The organism is Clostridium sp. OF09-36, from assembly GCF_003481985.1.
Lineage (GTDB): Bacteria > Bacillota > Clostridia > Lachnospirales > Lachnospiraceae > Brotaphodocola.
The window spans coordinates 1-23,422 of record NZ_QUMD01000028.1 but is presented as its reverse complement, the minus strand read 5'-3'; the positions used below and the strand labels follow the sequence as shown (position 1 = coordinate 23,422).

General features: G+C 48.3%; 20 protein-coding genes and 3 pseudogenes. 7 read left to right on the top strand and 16 right to left on the bottom strand.

All coding sequences use genetic code 11. The annotated features are described in order from the left end of the window. Nucleotides 1–21: 21 nt before the first annotated feature. The 9 genes from DXA97_RS16255 to DXA97_RS16215 form a co-directional block, all read right to left on the bottom strand. Nucleotides 22–1,152: a J domain-containing protein gene (locus DXA97_RS16255; RefSeq protein ID WP_118721105.1), complete on the bottom strand. Its 1,131-nt coding sequence runs from the start codon at nucleotides 1,150–1,152 to the stop codon at nucleotides 22–24. A gap of 5 nt (nucleotides 1,153–1,157) precedes the next feature. Beyond that, complete coding sequence (locus DXA97_RS16250; RefSeq protein ID WP_118721104.1) at nucleotides 1,158–1,781, bottom strand: DUF4317 family protein; 624 nt, start codon at nucleotides 1,779–1,781, stop codon at nucleotides 1,158–1,160. A gap of 82 nt (nucleotides 1,782–1,863) precedes the next feature. Then, nucleotides 1,864–2,850, bottom strand: coding sequence for a carbohydrate kinase (locus DXA97_RS16245; protein ID WP_118721103.1), 987 nt, complete (start codon nucleotides 2,848–2,850; stop codon nucleotides 1,864–1,866). Nucleotides 2,851–3,081: 231 nt separating this feature from the next. After that, on the bottom strand, nucleotides 3,082–4,092 hold the full coding sequence (add, locus tag DXA97_RS16240) for an adenosine deaminase (protein ID WP_118721102.1): 1,011 nt from the start codon (nucleotides 4,090–4,092) through the stop codon (nucleotides 3,082–3,084). Nucleotides 4,093–4,276: 184 nt separating this feature from the next. Next, nucleotides 4,277–4,876 carry a cytidylate kinase-like family protein gene (locus DXA97_RS16235; protein WP_118721101.1) on the bottom strand — a complete coding sequence of 200 codons (600 nt, stop codon included), beginning with the start codon at nucleotides 4,874–4,876 and terminating at the stop codon, nucleotides 4,277–4,279. 14 nt (nucleotides 4,877–4,890) lie between these two features. After that, nucleotides 4,891–5,637, bottom strand: a complete 747-nt coding sequence (locus DXA97_RS16230) for an amino acid ABC transporter ATP-binding protein (RefSeq protein WP_118721100.1) — start codon at nucleotides 5,635–5,637, stop codon at nucleotides 4,891–4,893. Continuing rightward, nucleotides 5,621–6,301, bottom strand: coding sequence for an amino acid ABC transporter permease (locus tag DXA97_RS16225; protein WP_118721099.1), 681 nt, complete (start codon nucleotides 6,299–6,301; stop codon nucleotides 5,621–5,623). The genes DXA97_RS16230 and DXA97_RS16225 overlap by 17 nt, the downstream gene beginning before the upstream one ends. Before the next feature lie 127 nt (nucleotides 6,302–6,428). After that, nucleotides 6,429–7,286, bottom strand: a complete 858-nt coding sequence (locus DXA97_RS16220) for a transporter substrate-binding domain-containing protein (protein ID WP_243032046.1) — start codon at nucleotides 7,284–7,286, stop codon at nucleotides 6,429–6,431. A gap of 92 nt (nucleotides 7,287–7,378) precedes the next feature. Then, nucleotides 7,379–8,089, bottom strand: coding sequence for a gamma-glutamyl-gamma-aminobutyrate hydrolase family protein (locus tag DXA97_RS16215; RefSeq protein WP_118721098.1), 711 nt, complete (start codon nucleotides 8,087–8,089; stop codon nucleotides 7,379–7,381). Nucleotides 8,090–8,584: 495 nt separating this feature from the next. Between DXA97_RS16215 and DXA97_RS16210 the strand changes: the two genes are divergently transcribed. Then, nucleotides 8,585–9,394: a DUF6198 family protein gene (locus DXA97_RS16210; protein WP_182436934.1), complete on the top strand. Its 810-nt coding sequence runs from the start codon at nucleotides 8,585–8,587 to the stop codon at nucleotides 9,392–9,394. Here DXA97_RS16210 and DXA97_RS16205 read toward each other — a convergent pair. Together DXA97_RS16205 and DXA97_RS16200 are read right to left on the bottom strand one after the other, a co-directional pair. Beyond that, entirely contained in the window at nucleotides 9,367–9,600 is a 234-nt protein-coding gene (locus DXA97_RS16205; RefSeq protein WP_147355589.1) for an EAL domain-containing protein, read from the bottom strand. The two genes, DXA97_RS16210 and DXA97_RS16205, sit on opposite strands and share 28 nt — an antisense overlap. A 130-nt stretch (nucleotides 9,601–9,730) precedes the next feature. Continuing rightward, complete coding sequence (locus tag DXA97_RS16200) at nucleotides 9,731–10,549, bottom strand: MerR family transcriptional regulator (RefSeq protein ID WP_118721095.1); 819 nt, start codon at nucleotides 10,547–10,549, stop codon at nucleotides 9,731–9,733. Nucleotides 10,550–10,699: 150 nt separating this feature from the next. Here DXA97_RS16200 and DXA97_RS16195 point away from each other — a divergent pair, with 150 nt between their 5' ends. Beyond that, a complete protein-coding gene (locus DXA97_RS16195) occupies nucleotides 10,700–12,112 on the top strand; it encodes an MATE family efflux transporter (protein ID WP_347561669.1) in 1,413 nt (470 codons plus the stop codon). On the opposite strand, the gene DXA97_RS16190 is transcribed toward DXA97_RS16195, so the two are convergent. Continuing rightward, the gene (locus DXA97_RS16190; RefSeq protein WP_118721094.1) at nucleotides 12,085–13,410 is read right to left on the bottom strand and encodes an MATE family efflux transporter; all 1,326 of its coding nucleotides are present in this window, start codon (nucleotides 13,408–13,410) and stop codon (nucleotides 12,085–12,087) included. The genes DXA97_RS16195 and DXA97_RS16190 overlap by 28 nt on opposite strands. 354 nt (nucleotides 13,411–13,764) lie before the next feature. Between DXA97_RS16190 and DXA97_RS16185 the strand changes: the two genes are divergently transcribed. Further along, nucleotides 13,765–14,448 carry a TMEM165/GDT1 family protein gene (locus tag DXA97_RS16185; protein WP_118721093.1) on the top strand — a complete coding sequence of 228 codons (684 nt, stop codon included), beginning with the start codon at nucleotides 13,765–13,767 and terminating at the stop codon, nucleotides 14,446–14,448. A 1,075-nt stretch (nucleotides 14,449–15,523) separates the two neighbouring features. Next, a complete protein-coding gene (locus DXA97_RS16180; protein ID WP_118721092.1) occupies nucleotides 15,524–16,156 on the top strand; it encodes a hypothetical protein in 633 nt (210 codons plus the stop codon). Between the two features lie 8 nt (nucleotides 16,157–16,164). Here DXA97_RS16180 and DXA97_RS22405 read toward each other — a convergent pair whose 3' ends face one another. From DXA97_RS22405 to DXA97_RS16160, 4 genes and pseudogenes are all read right to left on the bottom strand, one after another. Continuing rightward, nucleotides 16,165–16,722 (bottom strand): hypothetical protein, encoded by a 558-nt coding sequence (locus tag DXA97_RS22405; protein WP_347561668.1) that lies wholly within the window; start codon nucleotides 16,720–16,722, stop codon nucleotides 16,165–16,167. 241 nt (nucleotides 16,723–16,963) lie between these two features. Beyond that, nucleotides 16,964–18,697 carry a hypothetical protein gene (locus tag DXA97_RS16175; RefSeq protein ID WP_347561667.1) on the bottom strand — a complete coding sequence of 578 codons (1,734 nt, stop codon included), beginning with the start codon at nucleotides 18,695–18,697 and terminating at the stop codon, nucleotides 16,964–16,966. A 465-nt stretch (nucleotides 18,698–19,162) separates the two neighbouring features. Then, a pseudogene (locus tag DXA97_RS16165) lies at nucleotides 19,163–20,106 on the bottom strand (glycoside hydrolase family 3 N-terminal domain-containing protein). 574 nt (nucleotides 20,107–20,680) lie between these two features. Beyond that, the gene (locus DXA97_RS16160; RefSeq protein ID WP_118721091.1) at nucleotides 20,681–21,481 is read right to left on the bottom strand and encodes a helix-turn-helix transcriptional regulator; all 801 of its coding nucleotides are present in this window, start codon (nucleotides 21,479–21,481) and stop codon (nucleotides 20,681–20,683) included. Nucleotides 21,482–21,812: 331 nt separating this feature from the next. Between DXA97_RS16160 and DXA97_RS16150 the strand changes: the two are divergent. The 3 genes and pseudogenes from DXA97_RS16150 to DXA97_RS16135 form a co-directional block, all read left to right on the top strand. Next, a pseudogene (locus DXA97_RS16150) lies at nucleotides 21,813–22,225 on the top strand (cysteine-rich VLP domain-containing protein). 111 nt (nucleotides 22,226–22,336) lie between these two features. After that, nucleotides 22,337–22,732 carry a replication initiator protein A gene (locus DXA97_RS16145; RefSeq protein ID WP_117558680.1) on the top strand — a complete coding sequence of 132 codons (396 nt, stop codon included), beginning with the start codon at nucleotides 22,337–22,339 and terminating at the stop codon, nucleotides 22,730–22,732. A 185-nt stretch (nucleotides 22,733–22,917) separates the two neighbouring features. Continuing rightward, nucleotides 22,918–23,422 (top strand): annotated as a pseudogene (locus DXA97_RS16135) (plasmid recombination protein); the annotation flags it as partial.

Sequence of the window (23,422 nt, the reverse complement as noted above, 5' to 3'; positions counted from 1 at the left end):
TCACCCCAACTTTCCCGAAGATCAAAAGTTCAAAATCTTTGCAATTTCAAGATTCGTATCACTGTCAGCATGCCACGATAGCTCCGGTTCCATACGGAAATACAGATCAATCTCTGCCACAGTCTGGCGTCTTCCATTCTTTCGCACCGCCTTTTTCTGCCGCACCACCATTTTTATCTGGCCTTTCCGTTTTTTCAGAAGCGGGATCAGACAGAAATACAGCCAGTCCTCTTTCAGCGAAAGGTGACCCAGACTCATTTCTTCCTGCGTCTTTACCATGATCTTATTTCCCTGAAATGACTCTGGAAACAACCAGTCTCCCTCGTTTAACGCATCCAGCCGTTTTCCAAATGTTCCATACGGCCCTGAGCCAAGAAATGCCTGAAAATGGTAGATCACACGTCCATTCTCATCGGTCTGTTCTGGTTTTGCCAGACGCTTCAGCGTCTTGACCGGATGAAGAAACTGTCCTGCCAGAAGAGGGATCAGCTGCGCCTGACGCGCAAATCGTTCTTCGGCACTGATACCCATTTTCCTTTTTCCAGATGTCAGCCACGCTTCCTCCGCCTGTTCCAGCAGTTCCTTTGACGCATGATGAAGACTGGTCAGAAACAAAGAAAAGGTCTCTTCTTCCGGATTCCAGAAATACCGTCCCCGGGCTGCTTTATAGTAAAGCGGTGTTTCCGTCTCGGTTTTCATACTGTAATGGCAGTAAATATTACGCTCACAAAATGCAGATTCATTCTCCTCGCCATTCTGGTACGGAGCCCATTTTTCGCGATCTGAAGCAGAGTTTTGCTGATATTTCTCTTTCCAGTTTTGTTCACGATACCCACCTGCCTGTTTTTGTCCACTGTGTCCCTTCGCTGAATTCGTTCCACTACGTTGCTGTTTCTCAAAGCAGCTCTGCACACTCCCCCATTTTCCCTGCTCCGAAATTTCCCGTAGAACCTGATATGCCTCATTGATTTCCTGGGAACGCCGCACATATTCCTGACGGATTTCCTCCGGCTGATCCCGGTCCACCGCATCTGGGTGAAAAGTTCCCATCAGCTTCCGGTACTTCTTTTTGGCTGTATCAAAATCATCTTTCTCGGACAGATTCAGAATCCAGACCGCCTGCTGCAACTTCATCCTGTTTCGACTAGCCATAGCACTTAACCTTTTAAGATCCAGGCACCCAGTTTTCGGTGCACGCGCTCTGGATTCTTTTCAAAGATATTTACAAAATTCAGTGCTGCGCCGCGCTCCTTAAATGCCGGGTATAAAAATCCAAACTCTGCCTCTCCCGGCTCATACTCCCCTGCCAGCGGACTGACAGTTAGGATCAGATATTCGTAAATCTCCTCGGATCCCTCCAGCCACTCTTTGTCACTTCCCTTTACTGGTACATCGTACCGTCCGTGGAAGAGAAATACCGCATACGGGTAACCTGGCTGGAAATGTTCTCCAAATACTTCGTAAAACAAATCCAACGACGCATCATTCTTCATACCGTCTTTTTTGATGGCGTTAAGCAGCTGCCATAATCCGCCCGGCTTTCTTGCGCTGTCCGGAATGCGATATTCTTTTAACTGTTCATTGGTGCTCGAAAATAACACAGACTTGGCAAGATTTAAGTTTTTCGTCCGCTCCGGCACAGACAGTTTCAAAAAATTGGTATTGAAGGTTCCGTCCACATAGCCTTCCTCGTCAAAATATGCCCCGGCGATCCGCCCAACCGACGAGCGTGCCGGTGTCATGCGCCTGGTCAGTTCCAGCATATCTTCCCGGTTAATCATAATAATCCCCTTGATTGTTTTCTTCTATTATATATCGGGAACGAGATAGAAACAACTAATAAAAACTCCCAGACATCGGTACTTATCCGGTGCCTGGGAGTTTTTTATACGCTATACGCGCGTTCATTTCTTCCATTGTTGCCATATCAGCACCCATCTTTCCAACGGTAAGAGCGGCGTAATCGGCAGAAAAATTTAAAAACTGAGTCAGGTCCCGCTCAGAAATGGAGTCGAGGTCGTCTCTCGTGCAGCCAGACTGAACAAGCTGAAAGAGGAAGGAACCTGCGAAGGAGTCGCCTGCGCCAGTTGTATCAACGACCTGTTTCACCTTGCGGGCAGGCGTATGAGCTGCAGCTGTTTTGGTGTAAACACTGGAACCGTTTGCGCCCCTGGTCAGAATCACCAGCTTGCAGCGCCCTTCGAACAATTTTGCAACAGCTTCCGTTTCGGTTTTGCATCCGGTAACAAATTCGACTTCATCATCGGAAAGTTTGATAATGTCTGCCATCGGAAGAAATTCCCGAATGGTTTTCTGACAGTCTTCCGGACTATTCCACAGAGGAAGCCGGACATTTGGATCAAAGCTGACAAGGATTCCTTTTTCCTGTGCCATTTGAATCAGTTTCTCATGTGCATGTTTTATCGGAGCGTCTACCAGATCAACAGAGCAGAAATGGATGATTGCTGTGTCAGTTAACATTTCTTCTGTAATCTGTTCCGGAGCGAGAAACAGATCCGCGCTTGGATTGCGGAAAAAAGAAAATTCGCGGTTTCCACCTGCATCCAGGGAAACGAAGGCAAGACCGGTATTCGCTTTCTCGGTTTGGAATACATATCTGGTGTCTACGCCATTTTCCTGCAATACATCTCGGATGTGTTCTCCGAATGCATCTTTTCCGACTTGAGAAATCATAACACCGCGACCGCCAAGTTTGCTGACAGCGGTGACGACATTGGCAGGAGCGCCTCCTGCCACGCGTTTAAATTCAGTTACATCTTTGAGTGCGCAGCCTTTCTGCTGTGGGACAAAGTCAATTAAGAGTTCTCCGATTGCGGTAACTTTTTTCATAAAAAATCCTCCTGTTATACCGATTCCCAGTGGAAGATATCGGCGCGTTCTTCCAGAACCAGCTTCCTCACTGAGTGTCAGACTCAGCAGTCCTTTGTTCCATTCTATCGCAGCGGCGGTTCCAATTTCAAGTCGGAACGTATTTTGAATATTCTGAATCAACAATTCTGCCATAGAATCCGTTTGAATAGAACATTTTCCCTTCTGGTTCTGCGATTCCTACATCTGCACTCAATCTGCTGCATACACCGCAAGAATCTTCTCCCGCAGCATCTCCTTCGTTTCCTCACTTGCAAACGCCGCATCTGCCGCATTCAGCAATAATTTCTTTTCCTGTGCTTTTGTCAATCCAAACTCGCGTCTCAAATATTCAAATTCTTTTGACAGGCAGGTTCGCTCAATTCCCATATCATCCGTATTGACCGTAACCCTGATTCCGCTTTCCAGGAAAGGAATCAGTGGATACTGTTTCATATCTGGGATTGCGTGCGTCTGACGGTTACTGGTCGGGCACATTTCCAGAGTAATGCCTCTGTCTCGGATCTGTTCCACCACGCTTTCATCCTCCGTACTGCGCACCCCGTGACCGATCCGTTTTGTTCCAGTCTGGATTGCAGCGCGTACACTCTCCGGTCCTGCTGCCTCTCCCGCATGAACAGTAAACGGGATTCCCATTGCCTTTGCCTTTTCAAACAGACCGAGATATTTCTCTGTCGGGAACAGTGCCTCTGCTCCGGCAAGATCCATAGCCGTCACACCATGGTCCTCAACCAGATATTGCTTAGCCAGCATCATGGTTTCCTCATTTTCCTTTTCATTGCCCTCGCCGCGCATGCAGCACAAGATCAGGTTTGCCGGAATCGGAGCATCCTTTAAACCCGCGATGGCCGCCTGCACTGCCTCCTCCTGAGTCATACCATCTAATGTATGAAACTGCGGCGCAAAGCGCAGTTCCGCATAGATCACGCCATCCGCTGCCATATTCTCCAACACAAGAGTCACTGCATTCTTCAATCCTTCCAGTGTCTGCATCAGTTTCCCCGGCAGGTCAAAGCACTGCAAAAAGTCATTTAAACTCTCGCAAGACTCCGGCACCGACAAAAGCGCCAGAAGTTCGTCATCCTTGTCCGTTGGCAGCGCAATATTCTGCAGTGCAGCCAGCTTTTTCGCAATATCTACGGTCACACTACCGTCCAGATGGGCATGAAGATCAATTAGACAACCGCTGTTCTCTCTATTCATAAACAATTCACCTCATATACTATTTACAAATGCATAATCTCCTATTATTGTACGGTGTTTTCCACACTTGCGCAAGGATATATAACAATATCGCACAGTAAACACAAATGGGCCGGAAGGTTCCGTCCCCGCCGAATGGCGGGGACGAAACCTTTCGGCCCTCGTTCGTTACTGTGTGATATTGTTATATCTCCCCAAATTTCATCCGTGCCGCCTGCTTGATCAGCTCTGCGGCTTCCTCGATACTGTAATATGCGCTGTTGATGCACAGATCACTGTTTAACGTATCATTCTGATATCCGGGGATGTATTTTTTGTGATAATGTTCCCGTGCCTTATCGGCCTCATTGACAGCCCGCACGGCTTCTTTTCCGGACATGCCAAAATACTCCACACAGTTTTTCAGGCGCACTTCGTATGGCGCATAGATGTAAACACGCAGAAGTCTCGGTTCATTTCTAAGACAATAAGCGCCGCAGCGTCCTACAATGATGCAGGAACCCTTGCTGGCGAAATCCTGAATGATACTCTGCTGCACCAGAAAGATTTCATCGCTCACATCCGGTGTTCCCAGTCCAAACGGATAACTGAGATAGGAGAACTTGGAACGGGTGACTTCCTCCTCGCGGCTGATCTGCTTGACGGACGTATTCATCCGCTTCGCAGTCTCTTCGACAATATCGCGGTCCATAAAATCAATATGGAGCTGTTCGGAAAGCTCCTTTGCCACCAGGCGTCCAAAGGAGCCGTACTGTCTGGAGATGGTGATCACATATTTTTCCATGGCTGCACCTCCGTCTAAAGTACCTTATTCAGGAAGCTGATGGTACGTGCTTCTTTCGGGTTCAAGATGACCTCCTGCGGAGTTCCTTCCTCCACAATGTAGCCACCATCCATGAAGATGACACGGTCAGCCACCTCTCTGGCAAATCCGATCTCATGGGTAACGATCACCATGGTCATGCCATCTGCTGCCAGCTGCTTCATAACCGCCAGAACCTCACCGACCATCTCCGGATCCAGCGCAGAAGTCGGCTCGTCGAACAGCATGATATCCGGTTTCATACAGAGCGCACGCGCAATCGCCACACGCTGCTTCTGTCCGCCGGAAAGCTGTGCCGGGTAAGCATCTGCTTTCTCAGCAAGGCCCACCCGCTTTAACATGGCCATAGCACGCTCTTTCGCTTCTTTTTTGTCAGCCTTTTTCAGCTCCATCGGAGCCAGCATGAGGTTATGGAGCACATCCATGTTATTGAACAGATTAAAGTGCTGGAACACCATGCCGATGTTCTCCCGCACTTTGTTCATGTTTACTTTTTTATCTGAAATATCGACACCGTCCACTACAATGCTTCCGGCCGTAGCTGTCTCCAGCTTGTTTAAACACCGCAGAAAGGTGGATTTACCGGAACCGGATGGTCCCAGGATTACAACCACTTCGCCCTCATGGATCTCTGTAGAGATATCCCGCAGAACCTCCAGGTCCCCAAAGCATTTGCGAAGCTTCTCAACTTTAATCTTTACAGCTTTATCGTTTGACTCCACGGTTTACCCTCCTCTCTACGATTTTCGCAAGATAAGACAGGATCGTAATAACGATCAAATACATGGCTCCGACAATGGTCCAGGTCTCAAAGGACTTAAAGGTGCCTGCCTGGACGTTTTTCGCAGCCAGAACCAGCTCTGGAAATCCGATCACGGACAAAATAGACGTATCCTTTACGGTAATGATAAACTGGTTGATGATACTCGGGATCATCGTACGGATCGCCTGTGGAAGAATGATCTTTCTCATGGTTTTCCAGTAAGGAAGACCTAAGGATCTTCCGGCCTCCATCTGGCCGATGTCCACGGACTGGATACCGGCACGGATGATCTCAGCCATGTAAGCGCCGCAGTTTAAGGCGAGGCAGATGACGCCGGCCTGAAGTGCCGACAGCGTAAAGCCATTTCCGATGCCCAGGATCGTATTGAGCAGATACGGAATACCAAAGAATACATAGAACGCCAGCACGATCATCGGCACACCACGTATTACGAATACGAAGATCTGTGCAATGATGTTGCATGCCTTATTCTTAACTACACTGAGAAGTCCGAAGATCATTCCCAGGATACAAGCGAATATCAAACCTAAGAATGCAAGCAGCAGGGTCCGTCCCATTGCAAGCAGAAGAAGCTGTCCGTAGGTGGTGATAATCTTAATCATAATGCCTCACCCTTTTCTTTCCTTGTTTTAAGTGTTACAATCCGCAAGGCCCGCAAAACGCGGGCCTGCTTTGTTTTTTTGTATATCTGGGAGCGCCGGCAGCGCATCCACTGATTTCTGATTGAAATTACTCGCCTAAATATTTTGCGATGATCTCATCGTAGGTGCCATTGTCCTTGATGTCTTTCAGGCCAGCGTTGAACATGTCAACCAGCTCCTGCTTGCTGTCATCAAAGATTGCAAAGCCATACTCAGCCGGGTCGTTGCCAGTTCCGTCTACAAGCTTCATTGCGATGCCGGTGTCTTTGATGTTGCTTGCCATGATCGGGGTATCATCGAAGCATGCTGCTACCTGGCCGCCGACAACTGCCTGGTACATGGTCGGTGAATCCTCGAAATAGGTAACCTCAAAGCCGTACTGGTCTTTTAAGCTCTCTGCATAATCTGCACTCATGGAAGCGGTCTTTACTGCAACCTTCTTGCCACTTAAATCATCAAAACCAGTAATGTCGGAGTTTTCTGCGACTGCCATGCTCTGGTTTGCGTCATAGTAGCCATCGGAGAAGATCCAGCCGGAATTCTTACGCTCATCGGTGATAGATGCGCCTGCGATCATAGCGTCTGCCTGGCCAGCCTGGCATGCTGCGATGGAAGCATCCCAGCCAAGTACCTGTACATCGTACTTAAAGCCCTGGTCTTCTGCGATTGCTTTGAGGATATCCATATCAATTCCTACGAAGTTACCGCTGTCATCGGTGTACTCGAACGGCTTAAAAGCGGTATCGGTTGCGATAACCCAGGTCTTGTCTGCGCTGTCTGCTGCAGCTGCTTCTGTCTCATCTGCTTTGGACTCTGCTGCAGTATCTGCTGCGGTAGTATCTGCTGCCGCTGTGGTGTCTGCGGTTGTGCTCTTAGAACCGCCGCATGCGGTCAGAGCTGCTGTCATTGCTGCTGCCATTACCATAACCAATGCTTTCTTTTTCATAATCTTATTCTCCTCTCTTTTCTCCGTGACGGTTTTGTCTGTTTCCTCTCCCTGTCACGCATTTATCTGAAATGGCTTTCACCAATCCAAGATCACTTTTTTCCATTGCAGGCACTGACAAATGCCTGAACTAACTTTTTACACTCCGGATCACTCTCAAACGCAAACTCCGGATGCCACTGCACCCCGGCGATAAAGGATTTATCCGGTACAGCGATTGCTTCCACCAGTCCGTCCTCGGAGTACGCCATAGCCTCAGCTTCCGGCGCCAGGTCTTTGATTGCCTGATGGTGATAGCTGTTCACCGCATGCTGTCCGGCTCCAATGATATCCGCCAGCTTTGTTCCTGCGGCTACATCGACCATGTGCACCGGCTTGTCATAAGGCGGTGTCATGTGATGCTCTGTTTGGGATGGATGCTCCGTTGGGAGATCCTGGTAAAGTGTCCCGCCAAGCAGTACGTTCATAAGCTGGACACCGCGGCAGATGCCGAATACCGGTTTATCCTCCGCCAATGCTTTTTTGAAAAGGTACGCTTCCATCTGGTCGCGGCTGCTGCAGGCAGTTCCGCAGGTTGCTTTGGCTGTTTCCCCATACAGCTTCGGGTCCACATCGTGGCCTCCTGTCATGAGGATTCCATCGCATAGCTGGAAGCAGTCATCCAGCTCCTTTGGATCTGTCGTTAAGGGAAGCATGACAGGCAGTGCACCGCAGCTTTCCAGAACCTTCATATATCCGGGAAGCATCCAGTAGCTGTCCTTGTCATCGTCATAAAGAGGAATCAGTCCGATTATTTTCTTCAAGTTTTCATCTCCTCTCCTGCCAATGCCGTTTTTTATGTAACAAAGGGGGTATGTTGTTTATATAACACAAAAGGGCCTACATCTCCTCATCTGATGTAGACCCCTTTGTCTTGTGTCGTATGATATCACGCCGTTTGGCAAAAGTCAAGTTTGCCTTTATACTTTCTCTATTTTGTACACTTCTGTCTTTATTTTCTGGCATTTTTTCTTAATAATCTTAAGTTGGTTTCCGATTTTGTCTGTATTACAGTTGAAAAGCTGTGAAAAACACACAATTTAAGTTGTAATTTTTTGGTAATTCGCCATAATGGTACAACTTATTTCTAATTTTTTGTTATAGCACTTGAAAAAAAGTTAGATTTTGTTTAAAATATACACAACATACAAAAATAGACGCGACCGTTTCTTGTACAAATATAACAATTTTGTCACTTTTTTATTATTATGACAATGTACCAGAAACACCGGCCGCGACCTGGGGAGGTTTACAAAAATATGTCCATTCACACTTACATCCGGCGCTATGCCCTGTTTTTAACCGGGGTGATCTTAAGTGCCACCGGCATCGCTTTTATCACACGCGCAGGTCTTGGCACTTCGCCGGTATCCGGCCTGCCTTTCGTTTTAAGCCTGGTCACAGGAATTTCCATGGGAACCTTTACATTCCTGTTTAACATGACATTCCTGGTCCTGGAAGCACTGCTCCGGAAAAAATTCACGATTCAGCAGACTTTTCAGATCCCGATCACCTTTTTCTTCAGCTTCTGTATTGATGTAGCCATGCGTTTTATCCCGACACGCTTTGGCGGCCCGTGGGGTCCGTCCTTTGTTTATCTGGTCATTGGCTGCATCATCATGGCACTTGGCATCAGCTTTGAAGTCATCGCCGATGTGATCATGCTTCCAGCCGAAGCACTGGTCCGCGAGATTTCCAGACAGAGTGGAATCCGCTTTGGCAATGTAAAGGTTGCATTCGACAGCACCCTGACTATTCTGGCTATGGTGGTTGCCTCATTGCCTTCCATAAGCTCAATGGTGTCCGCGAAGGTACCCTCATTAACGCTCTTTGTGTTGGACAGCTCGTCCGGCTGTGGCGTGCTTTCATCGAGGTACCACTCAAAAAGATCTGTACGGCAGAGCCGGTTACAGAATAAATGTTATATCCCTTCATACAAAAACCCGGATGTATGGCTGGCGAATTGCTCACCAGCCATACATCCGGGTTTTTCGTTCTGTAATTTTAAGAATGCTCTTTCTCTTTATTCTGCATCCAGCAGCTACACGAATGGCCTCGGCTTACTGTAATAGTACCCCTGTGCAAAGTCACAGCCCATATCATAGATCAGCTCGGCCTGTTCCTTTGTCTCAATTTCTTCGGAGATGACCTGCATGTTAAGTGCCTTTGCCATATTCATGATGAAGCGGATGACCTCCAGATACACCAGTTTCGGATCCAGATGGTAGCATTCCAGCATACCATGCAGCACATCTGTGAGAGCTTGATCTTCCAATCCTTTTCACATAGCAGAAATACTGCCTGATATTCATCACTGTGCGTACGTTTCATTTGCCTTTTCTACCAGTTCCTTTGCATCTTCTGTATAAAGTACAGCGCAATGTGCGAACATCAGCTAGCACCTGTCACGTTCCCACGATCCGCACCGCGATCTCCGTCACATAATCCTCCATCCGCTTCACAGACAGATTATCCATTACGTCACGCTCCACATAAGGCCCCTCTGTCCGGATTCCATGCTCCTTGCAGTAAGCCTCTATGCGTTCATATGCTTCCTGCATTTCCATCCAGGGTCCCGCATGGAATCCAACCAGATAATCACCTCCGGGAAGCACCTGATAATCCATGTGATCCGGTTTTTGCTGCATCAGCAAAAGTACATTATCATACACGTTCCAAATCCCATTTTTCACATTTGCTTCATGCTGGAAGTATGCCACTTCGTAATCATTCCGCTGTTCGGCATTCTTAAAATCCAGAATCAGCGCATTCGTTTTTTCCACATAATCTTTCTCTGAACTGCCATCCATCTGGCGGATCAGATAATACCGCTCCGGGTAATGCCGGATCTGAATTCTGGTAAAATCCTGCTTTAGCGCAGCGCCGATTTTTTCACGGCGCTGCCGGATCCAGCCCCGCATATTTTCCAGCTTTGCGATTTCCTGTCCGATCTGTGCTTCCCGCTCCGTAAAAATACGCATCAGTTCCTGCGGGCTGCGCATCTGTAAAAACTGGCGGATTTCCTTTAATGGCATGCCAAGATCCCGAAGGATGAGAATGGTATTCCATGTTTCCATCTGATAAAGAGAATACATGCGGTAACCATTTTCTGCTATAAATTCCGGTGAAAACAAACCAATTTCATCGTAATGAAACAAGGTATGCTTCGTTACACCCGCTAAAGCCGCAAATTCACCTGTTGTCATATACAAGTTACGATCCATACGTTCTGTCACCTCCCCATATTTTCAATTTCTCACATACCGAAAAAGATTTCCATTTTCCTATTGACTATCGGGTAACCCTATGATTTATTCTCTCAAAAGTCACTATTATTTTCAAGACTATGTTTCAGATATTAAGGAGTTTTTATTATGAGTACATCCATCAGCCAGCATTTCAGCCCCTGGTCACTGCTGAAATTCGCTTTTCCTTCTATTATTATGATGATCTTCATGTCGCTTTACACGATCGTGGACGGTATCTTTGTTTCCCGCTTTGTCGGAAGCAACGCACTTTCTTCCTTAAATATTGCCTTTCCTGCCGCCAGCGTTGTCATTGCGGTCGGCACCATGTTAGCAACCGGCGGCACTGCTGTGATCAGCAAATACCTGGGCGAAGGCAAAAAAAGAGAGGCACGGGAATGCCTCTCTCTGTTCCTTGCTGCCGGACTCTTATTCAGTATTCTGGCTGCCGTGATTGCTGTTGTATTCCCGGAGCCGATCTGCCGGATGCTTGGCGCAAACGACCTGCTCCTGGCTGACAGCATGACCTACCTAAAGACCCTGCTTTTGTTTTCCCCTGCCTGCATGCTCCAGACCCTGTTCCAGTGTTTTCTGGTCACCGCCGGAGCACCGCACATGGGACTGATCCTTACCATCCTGGCCGGACTGGTCAATGCAGTCATGGACTATGTCCTCATCGTAGCGGGGCAGCTTGGAATCGGCGGGGCTGCCATGGCAACCGGGCTGGGACAGACCATCCCGGCCGTGGTTGGACTGATTTTTTTCCTGTCACCAAAGCATGACCTGCATCTGACCCGCTTTTCCTTCCGCGCGAAAGAACTCCTGCAGGCCTGCTACAACGGTTCTTCCGAAATGGTCACCCAGTTTTCCAATGCCGTGATCACCTTTTTGTTTAACATCATCCTGATGCGTCTGGCCGGACCGAACGGAGTTGCTGCCATTACCATTCTTTTGTACGGGCAGTTTCTGTTCCAGGCCTTTTATCTTGGCTTTTCCATCGGCATCAGCCCGGTGATCGGCTTCCAGTATGGCGCAGGAAAGAAAACGGAGCTGAAAAACATTTACCGTATTTCCTTCCTGTTTACCGCAATCGTTTCTGTATTTATGACTGCAGCGGCCATTTTCCTTTCCACCGGCATCGTCACCATCTTTACCGACGATCCGAAAACCTATGAGCAGGCTGTCACCGGCTTTCAGCTGTTTGCCATCAACTTCCTGTTCTGCGGCTTTAATATCCTTCCTCCGGATTCTTTACCGCACTGTCGAACGGAAGGGTATCCGCGATCATCTCCTTTGAGAGAACCCTGGTATTTACCACGATCTCGCTGCTGGTCCTGCCGCAGTTTCTTGGGATCAGCGGAGCCTGGCTCGCTGTCCCAGTGGCAGAATTTCTCACGTTGCTTTTGTCCATCGGCATGCACTGGAAATACTTTTTCTGGGAAGGGAAGCAGAATTATTTTCTGGAAACAGCTTCTTCCTAAGAAAACTGCCTCCACTCCAGAGCTGTTTTCTTCTTATGAAGCATCTATCACTTTTCTGTAAAACCAAATGGTCAGTGTTGTTGCGGCAAACCATCCAAACGGCCACGCCATCCAGATGCCGGTACTTCCAAATTTCGGAGTCAGAAGCAATGCAAATCCAATGCGCAGGATCAAATCCGGCACAGTAGCTGCCACAAAATATGCCATGGCACCAGATCCTCGGATGATTCCGTCTGTCATCAGCTTGATTGAAATCATAAAATAAAACGGCGAGACAATTCTCAAAAACGCGATTCCGGCGCGGATCGCCGCTTCGCTTTCTGCCGTCAAAAACAGGCCCATCATACTGCGGCTGAAGACAAAATACAACACAACAAACGGAAATGCCGCAACTTCTGAAAGCTTCACTCCGGTCTGAAAGCCAAGCGGAATCCGGGCTGGTTTTCCAGCCCCCAGATTCTGGGCGGTATAGCTGGAAAGGCAGGACCCAAGCATCATAAAGGTGTTGATCGCAAACGTGTTTAACTTAATCGCGCCGGAATATCCCGCTACGACAGAAGATCCATACCCATTGACAATTTCCTGCACAAACAGATTTCCCACACTCAAAACACTCTGCTGCAGAATGCTGGGAACTGCAATCACAATGATCTGCCAGAACAGGATTGTGTCAAATACCGGCTGCCGTCCCTCTTCTTTTGTAAATTCCACAAGTCGTTTCCATAATGTTACAAAAGCCAGGATAGCAGATACGCCCTGCGCCAGAAACGTAGCCCAGGCTACACCAGACACGCCCAATCCCAGCTGTGCTACAAACAAATAGTCTAATAAAATATTTCCCACAGAGGATCCGATCAGAAAATACAGTGGCGTTCTGGAATCACCGAGTGCCGTAAAAATCCCGGTACATACATTATAAACCAGAAGGAAAACCAGGCCATACACGTAGATTTCCAGGTACCGAACACCATCAGCCATAATGTCCTGCGGTGTGTAGATCCACCGCATCATAGCGCCGCTGAAAAAATACCCAAACACACTCAACACCACGCCCAGGATCAAAACCGAAAGAAATGCCGTGGACACAGCCCGCTTCAGTCCCGCCTTATCTCCGGCACCAAATAACCGTGAGATCACAACGGACGCGCCTAAATTCATGCCTACCGCAAATGCCATATAAATCACCGTGATCGGATACGATGCCCCAACTGCAGCCAGGGCGGCTTCTCCGGCAAATCTTCCGGCAATCATACTGTCAGCAATATTGTAAAACTGCTGGAACATCACACTGAACATCATCGGCAGCAAAAAGCGCCACAAGATCCGGTCCGGATGTTCTTTTGTCAAATCTGTAATCATGATCTTCTCCAATACTATACAAGTTTTTATCCATTCTATCACCCATACTGCGTTCCGGCAAGCAGCCATACCTTCTCGAAATTTCCCGTTGACATGGCACCATCTATTTGATATTATTTATCAGTAACCAAATATTCCATGAGGGAGTAGTTAGCACGAACGTGTGATTTGTCAACATTCTGATTATAGTAATTGTATAATCTGGCAAATCTTAAATAATGAGACTCATGTATATCCTTTCTCCGAAGCATCCTTTTCTATTCGGGGAAACGATATACATGAGTCTTTTTTACTGTCAGATAAATCCACAAAAAGGTGCTGCCGGAAACATCATGAAGATAAAAAGGAGACACCATGTTACTATTTTTAAAAGTATTTTTTACGGAATTTATCGCGGAAATGGGCGATAAAACGCAGCTGATGCTAATCGCGCTCACTTCCAAATATAAATTAAAAGATATTATTCTTGGAACCGCTGCGGCAATTCTTGTGCTCAACGGACTGGCAGTGCTGGCAGGCGGACTGGTCAGTGCATTGATCCCGGACTGGCTGATCAAGGTTGTTGCCGCACTGGCATTTCTTTATTTTGCAGCGTCTACGCTCGCCGGAGACGAGGAAGAGGAAGAAGAAGGCAACACCAAAAGCAGAATCCAGTTTGCTCCGCTGGCCGTGTTCTGTACCTTCTTTGTCGCAGAGCTTGGAGACAAAACACAGCTGACCGCAATCACCTTTGGTGCCAACGAAGGTATGGGAGCTGCTCTGGTGGTATGGATTGGCTGTTCCCTTGGGCTTTTCGCCGCAGATATTCTCGGCATGCTTGTCGGATATCTGTTAAAGAGTAAGACCCCGGACGGTCTGCTGAATACACTTGCCTTTGCGATCTTTACCATTTTCGGCATCTATACGTTTTATCAGGGACTGAAACTGGTTCAGGCAAATGTCTTTCCGGTTCCGGTATGGCCAGTCCTGATCGCTGTTACCGCAATTTTCGTTGTGATATGTGCCCTGCTTTTTGCCAAAAAAAGTACGGGAAAATAACGATCTTTGCAGAACCATCAAAAATCTGCGTCACAGGGCGCACCACCTCCAAAAAGGTACTGACCGTCATCCGATCAGTACCTTTTTTCCTTCAAATGCAAATTCGGAACCACCTTTTAAACATATTGGAAAACATGCTGACCGTCTCCAGAATGGCTGAAGCTTCGCCGTGTCCAGATAATTTGTGATCGACCACGGATAAAGCCGGTAAATGCATCCCAGTATCCATAAACATACGCTTCCTGCATGGGAGTATCGTATTCGTCCAGCAAAATAATTGCACGTTTTTTCAGGCGCGGCAGGGGCTTTCTACTGTGTTGGATCCACTACATGCGAAAAACCTGCAACCACTACTGAAATGGCAGAGATAGGCTAACTATCTGCCGAATCGGTAATGGTTGCAGGTTTTTATTCTAGTAAAGCCAGTACACAGGAAACGCAAGCCAGCCGGTACAGGATAAGCATTTGTTTGAAAATCCGTGAGTGGGCGAGCATAGCGTTGGAACGGAGACCCTTGTTTGAGCACGCAGTGCGTGCGAGTTTGGGTCGCAGTTCCAACAATAGGCGGCGCAGCCCACGAGCAAAAGGATTTTCACCCAAATGCGTTCCTGTACCGGCTGGCTTGTGTTTCCGTATCTACAGAGACTTACTATGCAATATTGTTATTTTTTCAAGGCTGCTCCGGCCGCCGAGTGTTCTACGGGATATTCGAAAAGGTGAGCCTAGACACTGGCGATACGCAAAATGCGCATTCCTCCCAGAACCGGCGCAGCAAATGTATTATACTGCCGATAACAATGAAATGCAAGTATTCCCAAGACTCACTTGTGTGAACAGTAACACGCAATTGACAAGTCATCCCATTCATGCTATAAAAATATTAACTTTCATACAGAATGCTTCCAGCACCCCCGGGTGCCGGGTTTCAGGCATAAGGCTTCACTCCGTCAGAGCTGCCCGCAGGCAGAGGGGTGAGGTCTTATGCCTGTTTTGTTATTCTGGACTTAAACAGACCATTCCTTTATAATGAGGAGGAACATCATGTCATTTTCTTATACCGATATCCAGGAAGCCTATGAGCGCATTCGCCCTTACATCCGGGAGACTCCGCTGGAAGAGTCCTTTTACCTGGGCGATTCCAATCAGCATTTTTTTCAATCTGGAATCCTTTCAGCGGGCCAAAAGCTTTAAGATCCGCGGCGCACTCAATAAGCTTCTGACCCTGGTAAGTTTTATGGCCCGGAAAGAAAAATATATTGCAGAGGCCGGAAGCTGCAGCACCGTAGCCGCTGTTATGGAGCAGCATGAACGGATCGGCGGACATGGCGCGCTTCCCCAAAACTGCGTCGATCCGGTGGTAGCAACCTGCCAGATCATAACCGCATGGCAGACCATCGTCAGCCGGGAAGTCCCGCCTGCAGACACTGCAGTGCTCTCGGTTGGTGGAATCAATGTGGAGCGTGCCACCTATAACATCATCCCGGAAAAAGTTTCGGTAGTAGCCGGAATCCGGATCTGCAGCGAAGATTTTGCCTGGTACCAGATCCGCATTCCCGGCTCCCTTATGTTCCTGGGTGTGGGAAATGAAGCCAAAGGGACCAATTATGCGCAGCATCATGCAAAATTCAACACGGATGATGATGCGCTCGCACTTGGTGTTACAGGATTAGTCGCGATCGCGTGGGATTTTTTGTTGAATAAGAAGTAAGCTGCTTACTACAAATATTTTCCCGTTACACTTTCCGCGCACTGCTTCACTTCCTCCGGTGTACCGCACACCACGATCTGTCCGCCTTCTTCTCCGCCGCCTGGTCCCATATCGACGACATAGTCGGCATTGCGGATCAGATCCAGATCGTGTTCTATGACAATGACGGTCGCACCGCTGTCGATCAGGCGCTGAAATACCACAAGAAGCGTTTGTACATCCAGCGGATGCAGGCCGATGGTCGGCTCATCGAAGACAAAGACAGTGTCTGACTGGCCTTTTCCCATCTCACTCGCCAGTTTTAAACGCTGTGCCTCACCGCCAGAAAGACTCGGCGTTGCCTCACCAAGTGTCAGATAGCCAAGTCCAAGATCCGAAAGAGTCTGCAGCCGTCTGGACACCAGCTTTAAGTCATCGCATGCAGGAAGTGCCTTGTCCACGCTCATGCTCATGAGCTCAGGCAGCGTACTGGATGTGCCATCTTCCCGGGCACGGTGCACCAGGGAAGCTTCCTTGCTGTAGCGGGAGCCGCCGCAGTCCGGGCAGACAACCTCCACATCCGGCAAAAACTGGATATCCAGGCTGATCGAACCGGTTCCGTCGCAGGTCGGGCAGCGCAGCTTCCTGTATTGTAGGAAAAGTCCCCTGCCTTGTATGTTCCTTTCTTTGCATCCGGCGTTTTCGCATAAATCTTGCGCAGTTCATCGTGGATTCCCGCATAGGTTGCCACGGTAGAACGAATGTTGATACCGATCGGGGTCGCATCGATCAGCTTCACCTGGCTGATGCCCGGAGCCGATACGGCTTTTACATGCGCCGGAAGTGCTCTCCACGCACCTGTGCCTGCAGACCCGGGATCAGACTTTCCAGGATCAACGTCGTTTTTCCAGAACCGGACACACCGGTTACTGCCGTCAGCCGCCCTTTCGGAATCTTTACGGTCAATGGCTTTACCGTGTGGATCTGGTCTGTCGTCATCTCTATACTTCCCAGTTCAAACATACTTTCCGATTCTGCTTTTTCCCGCACCAGCATCGATCTGGCACCAGACAAAAAGCCGCCGATCCTGGAATTGGGGTCTGCCGCCACATCCGTGATCGTTCCCTGGGAAATGACGTTTCCGCCCTTCTCTCCGGCTTCCGGTCCCATCTCAATCATCCAGTCCGCATCTTTTAAGATCTGGGTATCGTGATCAACCAGAACAATCGAATTTCCGTCTGCGATCAGATCTCGCATCACACCACGCAGTCCTTCGATATTAGACGGGTGCAGACCAATAGACGGCTCGTCCAGCACATAGAGGACACCGGTTGTGCGGTTGCGCACCGACCGTGCCAGCTGTACCCGCTGCCGCTCCCCGGTCGAAAGCGTGGATGCTTCCCGGTCCAGAGTCAGATACCCCAGCCCCAGTTCCAGCAGGCGTACCGCCATTCCGCGGAAAGAATCGCAGATACTTTCTGCCATGGAAACCATCTCTTTCGGAAGTGTCGCCGGAATGCTGTCCACCCATTTTGAAAGATCTGTCAGCGTCATACGGCAGGCATCCGCCAGCGTGATGCCTTCGATGCGCGGCGCCCTCGCCCGCTCGGAAAGCCTGGAACCGCCGCAGGCATGACAGACATCCTGCCGCAAAAACTTCTCGACCCGCTTCATTCCTTTTTCATCGGTCACCTTCGCCAAAGCGTTTTCCACCGTATAAACAGCATTAAAATAAGTAAAATCCATCTCTCCCGCCGCACCGGTCTTGGAATTCTGATACAGCATATGGACCTTCTTCGCCGGTCCATGGAACACGATTTCTTTTTCCTGCTCCGTCAGGTCACGAAACGGCACATCCGTCCGCACGCCCATATCCCGCGCGATATCCTTCATCAGCGACCACATCAGGGTCTGCCACGGAAGCACTGCGCCCTCCTCGATGGAAAGCGAATCATCCGGGACCAGGGTCGATTCATCCACCACCCGGACAATGCCGGTTCCGTCACAGGCCGGACACGCACCGGTGCTGTTAAAGGACAGTTCTTCTGCGGATGGCGGATAGAAATGCTCCCCACACTCCGGGCAGACCAGTTCCAGTCCGGCAGCTACATTCATGGTCGGTTCCAGCCGGTGTCCATTCGGACAAACGTGGCTGGACAGACGCGAAAACATCAGACGAACCACATTGAGCAGTTCCGTCGATGTGCCAAACGTGCTGCGCATGCCCGGCACGCCCGGCCGCTGATGCAACGCCAGAGCCGCCGGAACATAACGCAGATCATCCACCTGCGCCTTTTCTGCCTGTGTCATACGGCGTCTGGTATAAGTCGAAAGTGCCTCCAGATAACGCCTGGAGCCCTCCGCGTATAAAACGCCCAGCGCCAGGGAGGATTTTCCCGAGCCGGACACTCCGGCAATCCCCACGATTTTGTGTAAAGGAATATCTACATCAACATTTTTTAAATTATGCACCCGTGCGCCGCGCACCTGAATAGCGGTCGGGGTGCCGTGTTTCCAGTTTGGTTGTGATTCCGGTTGGGAATCGGGTAAATGAGTCGTCATGAAATGTTCTCCTGTATAAATATTTGTTACCTTTTATAAGCACGTACTATAAAACAAGCCTTAGGTCAGTTTACAAGGAACTACACGCAGACCACGAAACGGGGGCTGCTGACAACAAATAAAGGCTGAGTATCAAGCACCGGGAAAGTGCGAGATATTCAGCCTGTTTTGTTGTCCGGGGTTTCCAAAGGGGCTTGCCCTTGGCACACGACTTTGCTTGCAAAGTGTAGTGTGTTATACGCTCTGTCGGCGTTGCTGCGAAAATAAGGTTGCCGCCGGGGAGGGCAAAGGCGTTTGAAGCAGCAGGAAAACAGGGTTGTGATTGCGTGACGTGGAGCCGCAAGCGCAGGACTGGTTTCATCAGCAGACGGGGCGTATATGAAAGTCCCCGTTCCTCGTTCTACACCGAACTTGTGGGCACACTCCCGTAAAAACTGAAATTTTAGACTATTTGTAAATAAACCTTTATATTATCCCAAGTGAAATTTTTAATTCTAATATGCGTAAAACAGATTCATCGATTCGTTCCTCTGTAATTTCTCCCTGTTTGACTGCTTCAAGTATGGCTGGAATTTGCACCTCAAAATCTGTGCAGCATAACATATCATTTCCTGCCTTCACAGCTTGAACTGCAATTTTTGTGTCTTCTGCAAAATTGCGCACACCATCCATAGCTAAGTCATCTGTAATAATAACTCCAGTAAATTTTAATTCTTCCCGCAGGATTTTGTGTACCTGTGAAGACAGCGAAGCAGGGGTTTGACTATCCATGCAGGATACCACATTATGAGAAACTAATACCATATTGGCTCCAGAATCAATTCCTGCTGAAACGGCAAGAAATCTGAGTTCAAAAATGTTTCATAGGTGCGATTATCATAAGCAATACCTGTATGTGTATCCACATTATTTCCGTACCCGGGGAAATGCTTTAGGACGCTCCCCATACCTTCTTGAAACATGGTTTGCACAACTAAGTGGACATAAGCGGCAGTTTGCTCTGCGTTCTGTCCAAAACTCCGGTCATAAATAAAATCCTCTGGATTTTGCGAAACATCGCAGATTGGGGCAAAGTTCAAATTAATCCCCAAACTATTCAATAATTCACATTTTTCTTGTGTGTCACTTTGAATCAAATCAAAGCCACCTTCAGCATAGAGTTCTTGAGGGGACCAGAAAGGCACAGCTCGCAAATTAGGGTTTGTGCTAACACGGTTGACAGTGCCTCCTTCTTCATCTACTCCGATAAACATGGGGATTTTTGCTGCACTTTGGTAACTTTGAATATTCTGGATAATTTCATCTCTTGTTTTTCCAGAAAAGTCTCGGCTAAAAAGAATATAACCTCCAAGATTATACTCCTTTACCTTCTGTACGCTATTTATTTCGGGACAGCGTGCAATAAACATCTGTCCAACTTTTTCTTCCAGCGTCATTGCATTTAGAATTTCTTGTGCTTTCTGTGTCACGGAAGCAGAAGGGGGACTTGGCTCTGTTTCACCAGTTGTTGGTTCAGGATTTTCGGTATTCAAACTGGAATCCGTAACCGTAATGGAAAGTAATTCAACCTCTTGTACAGATGCATTCAAATCCAATTTGCCATGATATGAAACTGTCACTGGATTCCCAATCACTATTCCTGTCTCACCAGTTGAAATATTTATACCTTCTGTTCCAAAATAATATTCACGATTATCCTCACCTTGAACAGTTAGAGTATTCATTGTTGCATCTTTTACAGTTCCTCGAAGCTCTTGTGCATGTTCAGTTGTACTTGAATTTCCAATAATTTCTATTGTTGCCTCAGACGAGTTTTCCAACAAAATATTATTTACTTTATGCAAACTGGCTATCGCAATGCCTGCACATACAAGAAGCAAGATAATCACACTAAAAATAAGCACTTTATTCCTTTTTTCTTTTTTTACCCGTCTCATGTAATCCTCCTGATTGTTTTATAAAACTACATATATTTTTCTGCAATTATTTTCCTACCTGCTCCATCATCCTCTTTGCCAACTGCCGGAACTGTTCCGCCGTTTCCTCGTCCATCGGAAGAAACTTCCCAATCTGTCCGGCAATCATAGCAGTTACATCGTCCATAGAAAGCAGCTCCTGCTGGTGGTCTTTCATGGTTTCCTGCATGGTTTGGAACATAGCGGCGGTCACAGCTTCTCCTGGCTGTTCTCTGTTGTCCATATCTTTCTTAATATCTCGCAGGATAGTAAGAAATACATTCTTGATTTTTTCAATTTCCGCTTCATGTTCTCCCATCTTCTGTGCGTTCAGAAGTTGCAAATCCTGTTTTGCTTTTGCCCGATGTTCCGGGTGTTCTTTCATCAGATCGGACAAGGAAGCCGTTGCCAGTTCAATCAGCTGATTTCGTGCCATGATACCCTTTGCCGCTGTGTCTTGAAAATAAATCCGTATCAAATCCATCAGTTTCGGGAAGTTCCTGTGTTCCAACAGACGGTTAAGGATTTGCACATCGACTGTACCTGCCACAAGCCCTCTCACAGCTCCCTCGGACAATCCTAATTCAGAAATATCATAACTTTTACGGACACTCAAGGTGGACAAGCCTAATATGTAGTCCGTTGATACCTTAAATTCCTTTGCCACGCCTATGAGAATATCGCTGCTGACCGTCTTTGTTTCCCCACTGACAATGCGGCTCAACTGGGAAGCAGATACGCCTATCTTCTCCGCAAGTTGCTTTTGAGAAATATGATTGCCGTTGCACAAATTAGAAATCCTTTGTCCGGGTGTTCCGGGTAAAGCCATACACAGCACCTCCTTTTCCTATTTCCCATTATACAAGAAAATTGCAGAACTGCAATTTTGAAATTGAATATTGCCCTAAAATGCAATTCTCGCAAGATTCCGGGAATTGCATTTTTTTCGTGTAGACTTAGGGTAGTTCATCGATGAACTGCACCTTGAAAAATGAATGACCATCCGAAAAGGAATACCCCGGCAGGGGAAGCACCGCAACGAGCCACTTCGGGACAAAATGTCCCGAAGTCCGGGGAGCGTGCCAACGCTGGAACACGCCGCAGGAATGAGGCAGGAAGCCTTTTCGGGGAGAACGGCTAAGGAAAAATGGAGGGAACACATGAGAGAGAACCCATATAATCGACTGCCGCCCATAGAGCGCAGGCAGGACGGTTCCCTTTACCGCATGACACCGGCACAGAGGAAACAGGCAAACGCCTGATCTGCCGGGAGTGCTGCTGTTATGAGGATGGGAACTGTATGCTCCTTGACGATGGGGACACCCACACCTGCCCCCAGACTATTTCTTTCTCGGTCTGCTGTAAGTGGTTCCGCTGGTCGGTCTTGCCGCAAATCGGAACGCTGGAAGCGGAGATTTTCCGGGATAAGGAGCTGAAACGCTGTGCGATCTGCGGCAGAGTGTTTGTCCCTAAATCCAACCGGGCGAAATACTGTCCCGACTGTGCCGCCAGAGTTCACAGGCGGCAGAAAACAGAAAGTGAACGGAAAAGGAGGTCTTGTGTGGACAGTTAGGGGCTGAAAAGTCCTTGATTTACAAGGCTTTGCAAGCACAGAACAGGGACAGGCAATAGAAACTACCATCTGCCCCAGAAAACAGGCTTCTAACCGTCCACAAAACACGATATGACAAACACCATTTATATCCATCAGCCGGAAAAGGTGGTCAGCTTTATCCGGCTTCCCAATTTTCTCTTTGAAGCCCCCACATTCACACCCCTGTCCAACGAAGCAAAGGTACTGTACGCCTTTATCCTGCGCCGGACAGACCTGTCCCGGAAAAACGGCTGGGCGGACGAATATGGGCGCATTTACCTCTACTATCCCATCAATGAGGTAGTGGAACTGCTCCACTGCGGGCGGCAGAAGGCGGTCAACACCCTGCGGGAGCTGCAATATGCCGGACTGGTGGAGATCCAGAAGCAGGGCTGTGGAAAACCCAACCGCATTTACCCCAAATCCTATGAAGCGGTTCCAAACACCGACTTCAAGAAATCCGGTTATGGTACGCCGGAGGACTGAAAACCGCACTCCACAAGTACGATAATCAATCCTCTTGAAGTACGAAAACCGGACGGTATACAGAAATACAGAGATTAAAACGATTTTATTTATATCTTATCCATTCCTATCCTATCTGAGATATTTTCTGCGGGATTTTCCTGTGGAAAAGTCCCGGAAAAGAACGGAATGGGGAAAGGAGTTTCATGGCACAACACGCAATCTTACGATTTGAAAAACACAAAGGCAATCCGGCAAGACCGCTGGAAGCCCATCACGAACGGCAAAAGGAACAGTACGCCAGCAATCCCGACTTGGAGCGTGGGGAAAGTGCCAGCAAGACAGGCAGGAAGCATATCCCCACCCGTTTGTTTAAGCAGGCGGTCAATCTCTCCAAACAGGCAAGAGCCATTGAAGCCACGCTGGACGGTATTACCCCGTTCAATGCCGGAAAGAAGAAAGAGGAAGCCCTCTCCCTGCTGAAAAAGTGGTTTCCGCAAATGGAGAACTTCTCCGGACAGCTCAAAAAATACAAGGTCACGATAAACGACCTTTTGGCAGAAAATGAACAGTTGGAAGCCAGAGCCAAAGCCAGCGAAAAAGGCAAGATGAAAGATACGATGGAACGGGCAAAGCTGGAAAGCGAGCTGAAAGACATTCAGCGGCTGGTAGACCGTATCCCGCCGGAGGTGCTGGCAGAACTGAAACGGC